Here is a 12,858-nt window from a genome sequence, read left to right as displayed (position 1 = left end):
CGCGCCGGTTACCGCTTCGCCGTGCGGCTAACCGCCACCTCGATCAGCTCGTCGATCAGCTGCGGGTAGGTGTAGCCGCTGGCGAGCCAACAACTGGGGAACATCGAGATCGGGGTGAAACCCGGCATGGTGTTGATCTCGTTGATCACCCAGCCGCCCTCGGTGTGGAAGAAGTCCACCCTGGCGAGCCCGGCCCCGTCGATGGCGTCGAACGCGCGAATGGCGAGCCTTTGCATCTCGGCGAGTTCGGCGGCCGTGAGATCGGCGGGGCAGATCAGGTCGATGCCGGCGGCGCCCAGATATTTGGCGGCGAAGTCGTAGAAGTCGCGACCGCTGACGAGTACCTCGCCGGCGACGGATGCCCTGGTCGGTTCGCCTGGGCGACCCTGCAGAACCGCGATCTCGAGTTCGCGCCCGACGAGGGCGGCCTCGATCAGCACCTTCTCGTCCTCGGCGAGGGCCACCCTCATCGCCTCCGGCAGCTGGTCCCTCGTCGATACCTTGCTGACCCCGACGCTGGACCCGGCCCTGGCGGGCTTGACGAACACGGGAAGCCCGAGTTCCTCGATCGCCGCGTGGGCCATCCCGGGAGCCTCCGCCCAGTCATCCGCCGTGATCGTGCGCCACGGCGCGACCGGCAGGGACGCCTGCTGGAAGACCGTCTTGGTGAAGTGCTTGTCCATCCCGAGCGCCGATGCGAGCACTCCGGAGCCGACATAGGGCAGACCGGTGAGCTCGAGCAGCCCCTGGATGGTGCCGTCCTCGCCGAACGGTCCGTGCAGGATCGGGAAAACGAGGTCGACGTTGCCGAGCGAGCGCGAACCGAGACCGGCGCCGTCGGTGACGGTCAGCTGCCGGCTGAGGGTGCTTTCCGGCCAGCGAACCCGGCTGCCGTTGTCGAAGACCTCCGGCAGTTCGTCCGCGTTGAGCGCGAACCGTGCCGGGTCGTCCACCTCCAGCACGAAGGCCCCGTCGCGGGTGATGCCGATCGGGATGACGTCGTAACGTTCGCGGTCAATTGCCGCCAGAACGCCCCCCGCCGTGGCGCAGCTGATCGAATGTTCGCTTGACCGACCCCCAAAGAGCAGCGCCACCGTGAGCTTGTGAGTCATCGATCGTCCTTTCGCCCTGCGGCTCGTCCGAGTCCGTGGTGAGGTGCGGGGCGAGATCCCGCGGTTTCAGCGTACCGGCCAGCACCTGGCGAACCTGCTCGACGATGGGCATGTCCACCCCCTTGGCACGGGCGAGCTCGAGAATGGGGCCGACCGAGGCGAGACCCTCGGTGGTCTGCTGCATCTGCTTCACGACGTCATTGATGCCGTAACCCTGGCCGAGGAGCCGGCCGGCGGTGTTGTTGCGCGAGAGCGGGGACTGGCAGGTGGCGATCAGGTCGCCGAGTCCGGCCAGCCCGGCCAGGGTCTCCGGCTTGGCACCGTAGGCCACAGCGAAGTCCGTCATCTCGACCAGACCTCGCGTGATGATCGACGCCTTGGTGTTCTCGCCGTAGCCGACCCCGTCGACGATGCCGATGGCGACGGCGATCAGGTTCTTCAGCACGCCGCCGAATTCGGTGCCGATGACATCCGTGTTGACGTAGGAGCGGAAGTAGCGGTTGGTCGCGAGCATGGCGACCGCCTGCGCGGTCTCGAGGCTGTTCGAGGAGACCACCGCCGCGGTGGGCTGCTCCTTGGCGATTTCGAGGGCGAGGTTGGGCCCGGAGATGGCGGCGATGAGGTCCGGGTTGATCGGCAGGACCTCGGCGATGATCTCGCTCATCCGCAGGCCGGAGCCACGTTCGACGCCCTTCATCAGCGACACGATGATCGCGCCGGGCGCGAGGAACGGTTCGGCGAGGATCAGGTTCTCCCTGAGCGACTGGCTCGGCACGGAGACGAACACCTGCTCGGCCCCGGCGAGGGCCAGGTCGAGCCGCGAGGTGGCGCGGAGGCTGGCAGGCAGGTTGATGCCCGGGAGGTAGTCGCTGTTGCGGCGCCCCTCGGTGATCTCCCGGGCGAGTTCGGGCCGGCGCGCCCAGAGCACGACGTCCGCCCCGCCGTCGGCCAGGATCTTCGCAAATGTGGTGCCCCAGCTGCCGGCGCCGAGAACGGCGACCCGCTTGCCTGGCTGAACCTTAGGCTTCAAAACGGCCGGTCTCTTTCTGGTTGTGCTCCGCTGGATTCCAGCGGTGGGCAGGCGCCTTCTCCTCGCGGAGGTCTTCGAGCAGGTGGGTGATGGCGTCCATGACGACCGCGGTCGCCTCGTTCAGTGTGGTCGGGTCGAGGGCGCGGCCGCGGAACTCGGCGAGGTCGAGCGGGTCGCCAATCTTGACCTTCACGGTCTTGCGGGGGAACAGGCTGATCTTCTTGGAGTACCGGGGCATGAGCGCCTGGGTGCCCCAGTGGGCGACCGGGACGACGGGGATACCCTGCTCGAGGGCGATCCGCACCGCGCCGGTCTTGCCGCGCATCGGCCACAGGCCAGGATCGCGGGTCAGCGAGCCCTCCGGATAGACGACGACCATCTGGCCGTTGCGGACCAGTCGTTCGGCGGCCTTGACGGGTTCATTGCCCCGGGCGGCTCCGCCGCGGGCAACGGGGATCTGCCCCGATTTGCGCAGCAACGCGCCGAGCACGGGGATCCCGAACACGGACGCCTTCGCCATGAACCGGGGCGCGCGCCCCAGCTTCCAGCTCAGCACGCCCATCACCAGTGGATCGATTTCGCTGAAGTGGTTGGGCGCCATCACGAACGCGCCAGTGCGTGGGAACTTGTCCCCATCCTCGATGCGGTAACGCACGGAGAGGTTGATGATCGGGAGCGCGATCGCCGCCAGGATCCAGAAAATCGATGGTCGCCGGGTCTCGGAACCCTGCCGTTTCTCGGTCAGCCGTTGCTCGGGCGTGGACGCTTCCTCGGGAACTGGCGCGTTTTCAGGGACTGGCGCCTTTTCAGGGACTGGCGCGTTTTCAGGGACTGGCACAGCCCCATTATCCTTCGAGATCGAAGTCAGCCCCCAACAGTTCGAGCTTGGTGATGAAGTTCTCGTAGCCGCGGCTGATGATTCCCACGTTGCTGACGGTCGAGGTGCCCTCCGCAGTGAGTGCGGCGATCAGGTGGCTGAAGCCGCCGCGCAGGTCGGGAACCTCGATGTCGGCGCCGTGCAGCTTCGTCGGCCCGGTGATGACGGCCGAGTGGTTGAAGTTGCGCTGGCCGAAGCGGCACGGGTGCCCGCCGAGGCATTCGCGGTGGATCTGGATCGTGGCGCCCATGTCGACGAGTGCGTCGACGAAACCGAACCTCTGCTCGTAGACGGTCTCGTGCACGATCGACACGCCGTGCGCGTGGGTGAGCGCGACCACGAGCGGCTGCTGCCAGTCGGTCATGAAGCCGGGGTGCACGTCGGTCTCGATGATGACCGGCTTGAGCTCGCCGCCCGGGTGGTAGAAACGGATGCCGTCGTCGGCGATGTCGAACGCGCCGCCGACCTTGCGGAACACGTTGAGGAAGGTGAGCATTTCCGCCTGCTTGGCTCCGCCGACGAAGATGTCACCGTCGGTGGCCAGGGCGGCAGCCGCCCAGCTGGCCGCCTCGTTCCGGTCGAACAGTGCGCGGTGGTTGTAGCCCTCCAGCCGCTCGACGCCCTCGATCCGGATCACCCGGTCGGTGTCGACCGTGATGATGGCGCCCATCTTCTGCAGGATGTTGATGAGATCCATGATCTCCGGCTCGATCGCCGCGCCCTTGAGCTCGGTGATGCCCTCGGCGCGGACCGCGGTGAGCAACACCTGCTCGGTGGCTCCAACGCTCGGGTACGGCAGAGACACCTTGGTGCCCTTGAGACCGTTGGGCGCGGACATCCGGATGCCGTTGGGCTGCTTCTCGACCACGGCGCCGAATTTGCGCAGCACGTCGAGGTGATAGTCGATCGGGCGGTCGCCGATGCGGCAACCGCCGAGGTCGGGGATGAACGCCTCACCGAGGCGGTGCAGCAGCGGCCCGCAGAACAGGATCGGGATTCGGGAGGACCCCGCGTGGGCGTCGATCGCCGCGAAGTGGGCGCTCTCGACGTCGACCGGGTCGAGCAGCAGTTCGCCGGGCTCGTCGCCGTCGGTGACCTTGACGCCGTGCACCTCGAGCAGCTCGCGCACAATACGCACGTCGCTGATGTTCGGCACGTTCTTCAGCACGCTCGGGCTTTCCCCGAGGAGCGCGGCGACCATGGCCTTGGTGACCAGGTTCTTCGCGCCCTTCAGCTCGATCCGGCCGCGCAGCGGAATGCCGCCGCGGATCGTGATCTTGTCGCCTTTCAGTCCCACGGCCGCGCCCCAGTTCTGGGCGTTCTGCGCATTTTCGCGGTTCTGGTCGTCTTCACGTTGCTGTGCGAGGCCACGATTGCGCTCGACATCGCTGACTGTGCTCACTGATTTACCTGCTTTGCGGGGAGGGTTCGGGGTCGCCATGACTCCCGGTGGGATTCGAATTCTGAGATCCGCGCCTCGTCGCGCAGGGTCAGGCCAATGTCGTCGAGGCCCTCGAGGAGGCGCCAACGGGTGTAGTCGTCGATCACGAACGGGATGACCAGGTCACCGACGCGTGCCGTGCGGGCAACCAGATCCACCGTGAGTTCTATTCCCGGGTCGGCCTCGATGATGTCCCAGAGGAGTTGGGCATCGGCCTCGGTGATCGTGCCGGCGAGGAGTCCCTGCTTGCCGGAGTTGCCCCGGAAGATGTCACCGAATCGTGGGCTGAGCACAACGTCGAAGCCGTAGTCGCGGAGCGCCCAAACGGCATGCTCACGGGAGGAGCCGGTACCGAAGTCTGCCCCGGCCACGAGCACCCTGGCCCCCTGGTATGCGGGCTGGTTGAGTACGAAGTCGGGGTCTTGGCGCCAGGCGGCGAACAGGGCGTCGTCGAAACCGGTCTTGGTGACCCTCTTGAGGTAGACGGCCGGGATGATCTGGTCGGTGTCGACGTTGGAACGGCGCAAGGGCAGCGCGATTCCCGTGACGGTCGTGAACTTTTCCATCTCAGCGATCTCCATCCTGGATCAGGTCCCACGGGCTTGAGAGGGTGCCGCGGATCGCCGTGGCCGCGGCGACGAGCGGGGACACGAGGTGCGTGCGTCCTCCCTTGCCCTGTCGGCCCTCGAAGTTCCGGTTGCTCGTCGAGGCGCACCGTTCCCCCGGTTCGAGCTGGTCGGGGTTCATCCCGAGGCACATCGAGCAGCCTGCGAAACGCCACTCGGCGCCGAAGTCGAGGAAGATCTTGTCGAGACCCTCGGCTTCGGCCTCGATTCGCACCCGGGCGGATCCGGGGACCACCAGCATCCGCACCCCGTCGGCCAGGGAGTGTCCCTTGATGATCTCGGCCGCCGCGCGGAGGTCTTCCACCCGGCTGTTGGTGCAGGAGCCGAGGAAGACGGTGTCGACCCTGATCTCCTTCATCGGGGTGCCGGCCGTGAGGTCCATGTATTCGAGGGCGCGCTCTGCGGCGGCACGCTCGTTGGCGTCGCTGATGCCGGCGGGGTTGGGCACGGTCTCACTCAGCGAGACGCCCTGGCCGGGGTTGGTGCCCCAGGTGACGAAGGGTTCGAGGGTGTCGGCGTCGAGCACGACCTCCGCGTCGAAGGTGGCTCCGTCATCGGTGGCGAGAGTGTCCCAGTACGCCACGGCGTCGTCCCAGTCCTGGCCGGACGGTGCGTGGGCGCGACCCTTCAGGTAGGCGTAGGTGGTCGCATCCGGGGCCACCATGCCGGCCCGGGCGCCGGCCTCGATCGACATGTTGCAGATCGTCATCCGGCCCTCCATCGAGAGGTCTCGGATGGCGCTGCCGCGGTACTCGAGCACGTAGCCCTGGCCGCCGCCGGTGCCGATCTTCGCGATCACGGCCAGGATGATGTCCTTGGCCGTCACGCCGGGGCGCAGCGCGCCGTTCACGGTGATCGCCATGGTCTTGAACGGGCTGAGCGGGAGCGTCTGGGTGGCCATCACGTGCTCGACCTCGCTGGTGCCGATTCCGAGCGCCATGGCCCCGAAGGCGCCGTGAGTGGAGGTGTGGGAGTCGCCGCAGACGACGGTGATTCCCGGCTGAGTCAGGCCGAGCTGCGGGCCGACGACGTGCACGATGCCCTGCTCGATGTCACCGAGGGAGTGCAGGCGCACACCGAACTCCTCACAGTTGCGGCGGAGCGTTTCAATCTGGGTGCGGCTGGTCGGGTCGGCGATGGGCCGGTCGATTGCCAGGGTCGGGGTGTTGTGATCTTCCGTGGCGATGGTCAGATCGGGGCGGCGCACGGGCCGACCGGCCAGGCGGAGACCGTCGAAGGCCTGCGGGCTGGTCACCTCGTGAACGAGGTGCAGGTCGATGTAGATGAGGTCGGGCGTTCCGTCTTCGCCTTTGGCGACGAGGTGCTTGTCCCAGACCTTTTCGGCCAGGGTGCGCGGTCGGGTGCCCGTGGGTGTTACGTCAGTCATGTTGTGCGTCTTCCTCAGGATTGGTGGCAGCCAACGACGAACTCCGCGACGAGTGAGGCCTCAGAACTGGGACCCGTCGCGGCGGAGAAGAAAAAGTCGACCCATCAGCACTCCGACAGGCTAACACTTCGCGTGTGCCAAGACTGGGAACGCCGTCCATTTCAGGGCTACGGTGCCGCCGGATTCGGGCCGGGATCAGGTGCGTTCCCCGGCAGGAATTCCTCACCCAGCACCGATTCGACGTAGACGACGGTCACATTGTCATGGCCGCCGTTGGCCAGTGCGGCGTCGACGAGCATCTCCGCGATGGAGCGTTCGGTCTGCCCGGATTCGGCATGGGCGGTGAGCAGCGCGGCGATTTCCGCGGCGTCCAGCTCCTTGGTCAGGCCGTCGGAGCAGACCAGGAACGCATGGCGCCCGGATGCCGGCAGCAGCCAGACGTCGGCGTCGACGAATTCGTCGGCGCCGATGGCTCTCGTGATCACGTTGCGCTCCGGGTGCTTCTCGGCGGATTCGGCCGTGATCAGGCCGGCGTCCACCATCTCCTGCACGGCCGAGTGGTCGACGCTCACCTGCACCAGGGCGCTGCCGTCCCAGGTGTAGACCCGTGAATCGCCGACGTTGAAGGCCATCCAGTGGAATCCGACGTCGTCGCCGGCATCCACGAAGGCCACCCCGGCGAGTGTCGTCCCGGAGACCGCCGTGCCGAAGTCGTCGACGGTGCTGATGTCGCGCACCGCGTCGTTCGACGAGTGAATGGCGTCGAGGATGCGCTCGGGGGTCGAGGGGGTGCCCAGCTCGATGTGCTCGTCGAACACTCGCGTGACGGTCTGGCTGGCCACGTCTCCGTTGGCGTGCCCGCCCATCCCGTCGGCGACGAGGAACACCGGCGCCTGGGCCATCAGGCTGTCCTCATTGATCTTGCGCACGAGTCCGACGTCGCTGTGGGCGCTGAAGGTGAACAGCACCCGGCCGGAGGGCAGCATCATGTTGATCTCGCCAGATTGGGCCATGCGCACTCCAGTGTTGGGTTCCTCGCGCCGATGAGCCGCAGCGGTCACAGACGAAGACAAGCTTCCACCGTACCAAGTTCCGTGGCGGTCGCCGCGGCCTCGCCAGGCACGGGCTACTCCTCCACGAGCTCCGGGATCTCCTCGGCCAGGGTGTGGCCTCGCTTGCGGGCGTCGTGGGACGCCTTGATCAGGCTGGCCACTGTGGCGACGGCCATCGACCCGACAATCACGCCGAGCGACGTCCAGGTGCCGATCTCCGGCGCCCACTCGACTCCGTTTCCGCCGTTGATGAATCCGACCTCGTTCGTGTGCAGGGCGTGCAGCACGAGCTTGACGCCGATGAAGAAGAGGATGAAGGCGATCCCGTACTTCAGGTAGTCCAGCCGCTCGATCAGCCCTCCGAGCAGGAAGTACAGCTGACGCAGGCCCATCAACGCGAAGACGTTCGCCGTGAACACGATGAATGGGCTGGTCGTGATGCCGAAGATCGCCGGAATGGAGTCGAGGGCGAAGACCAGGTCGGTCGTTCCGATCGCCAGAAGCACGATCAGCATCGGGGTGAAGATCTTGCGCCCGTCCACGCGGGTTCGAAGCTTGGAACCGTCGAACGACGGGGAAATCCGCATGCGCTTCCGGAGCAGGCGAATGAAGCCGTTTTCGGCCTCGTCCTCGTCCGGCTCCTTCGCGATCGCCTGATGCACCGCGGTGTAGAGCAGGAACGCCCCGAAAATGTAGAAGATCCAGCTGAAGTTCTCGATCAGCTGGGCGCCGAGCAGGATGAAGATGCCGCGCAGCACGAGCGCGATGATCACGCCGACCATGAGCACCTCCTGCTGGTACTTCCTCGGCACCTGGAACCTGGCCATGATGATGATGAAGACGAACAGGTTGTCGATGCTGAGGCTGTACTCGGTCAGCCAGCCGGCGAGAAACTGGCCGGCGTGTTCGGCGTCGGCGAGCAGCAGCATCAGCAGCGCGAAGACGAGGGCGAGTCCCACGTAGAAGGCCACCCAGAGGCTCGCCTCCCGCATCGACGGCACGTGCGGCCTCTTGAAGACGATCAGCAGGTCGGCGACCAGGATGAGGGTGAGGCCGACGAGGGCGCCGATCTCAAACCAGAGCGGGAGGGCAAGATCCATGCGGGGGAAGGCCTTTCACTGACGGGTGCCGGAGGCAACACAAATACCCGAAAGTCTCTCCCGTATTTATCGATACCACCGTGCCCGGGGCCTGCGATGCTGCGGCCCGTGTTGACGATCACGGCGTAGGGCGAAGAATCTCAGCCCACAGGGATACTCCCTTTCACTCGGTGCAGTCTACCGGCACGCTCCCCGGTTTCGGGCCACTCGCGCACCGACCACAAAAAAGCTCCCCCGGCGAACCGGAGGAGCTTTTCTCGTTGTGACCCCAGCGGGATTCGAACCCGCGTTACCGCCGTGAGAGGGCGATGTCCTAGGCCGCTAAACGATGGGGCCGTTTGCAACTCACCGAGTATGCCACACGAAATGGACCGGAACCAAACTGAGCGGCTCAGGCGTGTACGAGCAGGGCTCCGGGCACCACATCGAGCTGCATGGGCAGGCGTCCGATTCGCTCGCCGTCCCCGTAGGCGACGACGTTGTCCGCGTCGATTCGCACGCTGCGGCAACGACTGAGTTCGACCTGCGGAAGCCCGGTATGCGTTCCGGAGAATACTTTGGGGAACACCCGGAGCAAGCCCAGCCTGGACAGGGGCGAGACGATGAACAGGTCGAGCAGGCCGTCATCGATGCGCGCGTCGGGGGCGATCCGCATGCCGCCGCCGATCGAGGTGTTGTTCGCCACCGAGATCAGCATGGCCCGGATGCTGCGTTCCACGCCGTCGACGCTCAGCCGGTAGGACAGCGGCCTGAAGGTCGCGAGCACCAGCAGCATCGCGAGCGTGTACCGGCTCTTGCCGCGCGGGCGCCGCATCCGGTTGGCCCGGTCGTTGACCACGGCGTCGAAGCCGGCCGAGACGACGCCGGCGCACCAGCTGGTGCGGCCTTCGGCCCGCACGAGGATGGCGTCGATTGCCCGCGGCGGCCGTGAGATCGCGTCGAGGAGATGACGGATGGCGCCGTCGGTATCGTCGAGCGGGATTCCCAGCCCGCGCGCAAGGTCGTTGCCCGTGCCCGTCGGCACAATGGCCAGCCGAATCGTGGTTCCGGCGAGCAGGTTCGTGGCGAGGCTCACCATCCCGTCGCCGCCGACCACGACGAGCACGTCTACGCCCGGCACCAGCTCGGACGCCACCTCGGTGCGGAGAAGCTCGAAGTTGACTTCGCTGCGCACGGTGACGGTGTGGCCGGCCGCGATCAGGGCGGCCCCGACCCGGGGACCGACATCGGCGCGGCGGCCGAAGGAGGCGTAGGCGTTGACCGCGACGATGATGCAGAGTGCAGGAGCAGGCATGGGGCCAGCGTAGGGGGCGATCGAGCACGGTGTGTCGCGGCTTGCACGGCGATCCGAATTGGTATTAGCTCGGGGCATGAAGCTGACCAAGCTGGAGCACGCCGCCCTCGTCGTCGACGTCGCCGGTCGCCGGCTGTTCATCGATCCCGGGTCGTTCACGACAGCCCTCACCGACACCACCAACGCGGATGCCGTCGTCATCACGCATGAGCACCCGGACCACTGGACGGCGGAGCAGCTGGACCGGATCCTCAAGTTCAGCCCCGACGTGCGGATCTTCGGTCCGGCCGGGGTCGCCGCCGCGGCAAAGGGGTATCCGGTCACGGTCGTCGCGGACGGCGACAGCGTGGAGGCGGGTCCGTTCCGGCTCCGGTTCTTCGGCCGGACGCATGCGGTCATCCACGAGTCGATCCCGGTGATCGACAATGTCGGAGTGCTGGTCAACGACGAGCTCTACTACGGCGGGGACTCGTTCACGATCCCGGCCGACGTCGAGGTGAATACCCTCGCCGTTCCGGCCAACGCTCCCTGGCTCAAGATCAGCGAGGTCATCGACTACGTGCTGGCGATCAAGCCGCGACGCAGCTTCCCCACCCACGAGATGCTGCTCTCCAGGGCCGGGAAGGACCTGTCGAACACCCGGATCAAGTCCGCCACCGAGCAGAACGGCGGGGAATTCTTCCCCCTGGAGCCAAACGAGTCGCTGGACCTCTGACTCGCCCGTCCGTCGATCGGCGGTTGGGTTGCGGAAAAAGCACGCTCGCGCACTCCACGAGGGTGCTTTGTGCGCAACTGAACGTGCCGTGAACTACCGGCACGCACTCAGCCCGCTCCCAGCCAGCCCCGCATGTGTGCAGCTACTGTAATTTTATTGTCTCCTCTCAACGAAGGACCCCGCCTCATGAGCGTTCCCGTGCTTTCCGCCCAGAACATAGGCAAGTCCTATGGGAGCGGCGCGAACCGTTTCGACGCGCTCAAGGGGGTGTCCCTGGACATCGCAGCGGGTGAATCCATCGCCATCGTCGGCAAGAGCGGATCGGGCAAGTCCACGCTGATGCACCTGCTCGCGCTCCTCGACGATCCAGACAGCGGCACGCTGCTGGTCGAGGGCACCGACGCGAAAAAACTCAAGGGCAAGGAGGTGAACCGGCTACGCAACCAGGACTTCGGTTTCGTCTTCCAGCAGTTCTTCCTCACCGCCAACGCGAGCGTGCTCGACAACGTCGTGCTCCCGCTCAAGATCGCCGGCGTCCCACCCAGGGAACGCAAGGCCCGTGGCATGGCCGCGCTGGAACAGCTCGAACTGGCCGACAAAGCCAAGAACAAGGCGATCAACCTCTCCGGCGGGCAGAAGCAGCGCGCCGTCATCGCCCGCGCCCTCGTGAACAACCCGAAGGTGATCTTCGCGGACGAACCGACCGGCAACCTTGACACGGCGACCGGGGCCGTCGTCGAAGACATCCTCTTCGCGCTCAACAAGAACAACGGCATCACGCTCATCATCGTCACCCACGACATCGAACTCGCCGCGCGTTGCGACCGCCAGATCTTCATCCGCGACGGCCTCGAGGACACCACCGAATCCGGAATCCCGCGCAAGAGGCACGCCGGAGCACACGCAGGAGCACACGCATGAAGTTCATCGACATCGTCAAGACCGCGATCGCGAACAGCTTCCGCAGCAAGGTCCGCACCGGACTGACCGTGATCGCGATCTTCATCGGCGCCTTCACCCTCACCATCACCAGCGGCATCGGCACCGGCGTCACGAGCTACATCGACACCCAGGTCACCGCCATTGGGGCGGCGGATGTGCTCACGATCTCCAAGGCCGCCGACTCCACCTCATCCGCCACCGAAGGCCCGGCCGCCTACGACCCGAGCAAGGCGACCACGGTCAGCCTGGGCAACGGATCCCGCCCGGGTACGACCATCCAGGCGCTCACCGCCAAGGACATCACCGCGATCGGCAAGACCACCGGCATCCTGAGAGTCGATCCATCGGTGCGGGTCACGCCCGACTACATCGAGTACGACGGAAATGGCAAGTTCGAGCTCATCGTCAATGCCGCGGCCACCCTCACCACCGCCGATCTGGCCGCCGGCGCGCAACTGGACAACTCGAGTACGACCGACGAGGTCCTGCTGCCGACGACCTACCTGAAGAATCTGGGCTTCGCAGACGCGAAGGCCGCGATCGGCAAGACCGTCTCGATCGGAATCACCGACTACACCGGAGTGCAGCAGGAAGCCAAGGCCACGGTCATCGGCGTGCAGAATGAAACGATCCTCGGCGTGGGCGCAGGGCTCAACCAGCACCTGACCGACGGGCTACAGGCGATCCAGGTCACCGGGGCACCCGCCGGCGCCTCGGACAGCTACGCGACGGCCACCGCGCTCTTCGACGCCTCGAGCACCGCGGCAGAGATCACCGCGATCAAGGACGATCTCGCCACCCAGGGATACGCCTCTCAGACCGTCGCCGACACGATCGGCTCCTTCCAGACCGTGATCAACGTCATCATCGGCGTGCTCAACGCGTTCGCCGTGATCGCGCTCATCGCCGCCGGTTTCGGCATCATCAACACCCTGCTGATGAGCGTGCAGGAGCGCACCCGCGAGATCGGCCTGATGAAGGCCATGGGAATGAACGGCGGGCGGGTCTATACCCTCTTCAGCACCGAGGCCGTCTTCATCGGCTTCCTCGGCAGCGCCCTGGGCGCACTGGCCGCGGTCGGAGTGGGTTCGGTGGTCAGCAACATCCTCGCCGACGGCGTGTTCTCCGCCCTGCCCGGCCTGCAGGTCGTTCAGTTCGCCCCGAGCTCCATCGCCATCATCATCGGCGTGGTGATGCTGATCGCCTTCCTGGCCGGTACCCTTCCGGCCAGGTCCGCCGCCAGGCAGAACCCGATCGACGCCCTGCGCTACGAGTAGTGGGC

Annotated in this window: 12 protein-coding genes and 1 tRNA gene; 3 read left to right on the top strand and 10 right to left on the bottom strand. The window is 66.3% G+C overall.

The window, feature by feature from the left end:
- Window positions 1-8: 8 nt before the first annotated feature.
- From QMG61_RS00330 to QMG61_RS00285, 10 genes are all read right to left on the bottom strand, one after another.
- Complete coding sequence (locus QMG61_RS00330) at window positions 9-1,112, bottom strand: D-alanine--D-alanine ligase family protein (protein WP_283492341.1); 1,104 nt, start codon at window positions 1,110-1,112, stop codon at window positions 9-11.
- The gene (locus QMG61_RS00325; protein ID WP_283492340.1) at window positions 1,015-2,142 is read right to left on the bottom strand and encodes an NAD(P)H-dependent glycerol-3-phosphate dehydrogenase; all 1,128 of its coding nucleotides are present in this window, start codon (window positions 2,140-2,142) and stop codon (window positions 1,015-1,017) included. Before QMG61_RS00325 ends, QMG61_RS00330 begins: the two co-directional genes overlap by 98 nt.
- Window positions 2,132-2,887 (bottom strand): lysophospholipid acyltransferase family protein, encoded by a 756-nt coding sequence (locus QMG61_RS00320; RefSeq protein WP_283492612.1) that lies wholly within the window; start codon window positions 2,885-2,887, stop codon window positions 2,132-2,134. Before QMG61_RS00320 ends, QMG61_RS00325 begins: the two co-directional genes overlap by 11 nt.
- 100 nt (window positions 2,888-2,987) lie before the next feature.
- Window positions 2,988-4,316, bottom strand: a complete 1,329-nt coding sequence (murA, locus tag QMG61_RS00315; RefSeq protein ID WP_283492611.1) for a UDP-N-acetylglucosamine 1-carboxyvinyltransferase — start codon at window positions 4,314-4,316, stop codon at window positions 2,988-2,990.
- Between the two features lie 101 nt (window positions 4,317-4,417).
- Window positions 4,418-5,026: a 3-isopropylmalate dehydratase small subunit gene (leuD, locus tag QMG61_RS00310; protein ID WP_283492339.1), complete on the bottom strand. Its 609-nt coding sequence runs from the start codon at window positions 5,024-5,026 to the stop codon at window positions 4,418-4,420.
- Between the two features lies 1 nt (window position 5,027).
- A complete protein-coding gene (leuC, locus tag QMG61_RS00305; protein ID WP_283492338.1) occupies window positions 5,028-6,473 on the bottom strand; it encodes a 3-isopropylmalate dehydratase large subunit in 1,446 nt (481 codons plus the stop codon).
- Between the two features lie 167 nt (window positions 6,474-6,640).
- Window positions 6,641-7,486, bottom strand: coding sequence for a PP2C family protein-serine/threonine phosphatase (locus tag QMG61_RS00300; RefSeq protein ID WP_283492337.1), 846 nt, complete (start codon window positions 7,484-7,486; stop codon window positions 6,641-6,643).
- Window positions 7,487-7,599: 113 nt separating this feature from the next.
- Window positions 7,600-8,625 carry a TerC family protein gene (locus tag QMG61_RS00295; RefSeq protein ID WP_283492336.1) on the bottom strand — a complete coding sequence of 342 codons (1,026 nt, stop codon included), beginning with the start codon at window positions 8,623-8,625 and terminating at the stop codon, window positions 7,600-7,602.
- A 263-nt stretch (window positions 8,626-8,888) separates the two neighbouring features.
- A tRNA-Glu gene (locus QMG61_RS00290) sits at window positions 8,889-8,961 on the bottom strand.
- Between the two features lie 55 nt (window positions 8,962-9,016).
- A complete protein-coding gene (locus QMG61_RS00285; RefSeq protein ID WP_283492335.1) occupies window positions 9,017-9,919 on the bottom strand; it encodes a diacylglycerol/lipid kinase family protein in 903 nt (300 codons plus the stop codon).
- 76 nt (window positions 9,920-9,995) lie between these two features.
- Here QMG61_RS00285 and QMG61_RS00280 point away from each other — a divergent pair, with 76 nt between their 5' ends.
- The 3 genes from QMG61_RS00280 (at window position 9,996) to QMG61_RS00270 (ending at window position 12,853) form a co-directional block, all read left to right on the top strand.
- Window positions 9,996-10,634 (top strand): MBL fold metallo-hydrolase, encoded by a 639-nt coding sequence (locus QMG61_RS00280; protein ID WP_283492334.1) that lies wholly within the window; start codon window positions 9,996-9,998, stop codon window positions 10,632-10,634.
- A 186-nt stretch (window positions 10,635-10,820) separates the two neighbouring features.
- On the top strand, window positions 10,821-11,555 hold the full coding sequence (locus tag QMG61_RS00275; protein WP_283492333.1) for an ABC transporter ATP-binding protein: 735 nt from the start codon (window positions 10,821-10,823) through the stop codon (window positions 11,553-11,555).
- Window positions 11,552-12,853 carry an ABC transporter permease gene (locus tag QMG61_RS00270; protein WP_283492332.1) on the top strand — a complete coding sequence of 434 codons (1,302 nt, stop codon included), beginning with the start codon at window positions 11,552-11,554 and terminating at the stop codon, window positions 12,851-12,853. Before QMG61_RS00275 ends, QMG61_RS00270 begins: the two co-directional genes overlap by 4 nt.
- Window positions 12,854-12,858 lie beyond the last annotated feature (5 nt).

Origin of the sequence: Cryobacterium sp. PH31-AA6, assembly GCF_030063195.1 — a bacterium.
Classification (GTDB): domain Bacteria; phylum Actinomycetota; class Actinomycetes; order Actinomycetales; family Microbacteriaceae; genus Cryobacterium.
This window is presented reverse-complemented; position numbering and strand designations above follow the sequence as displayed.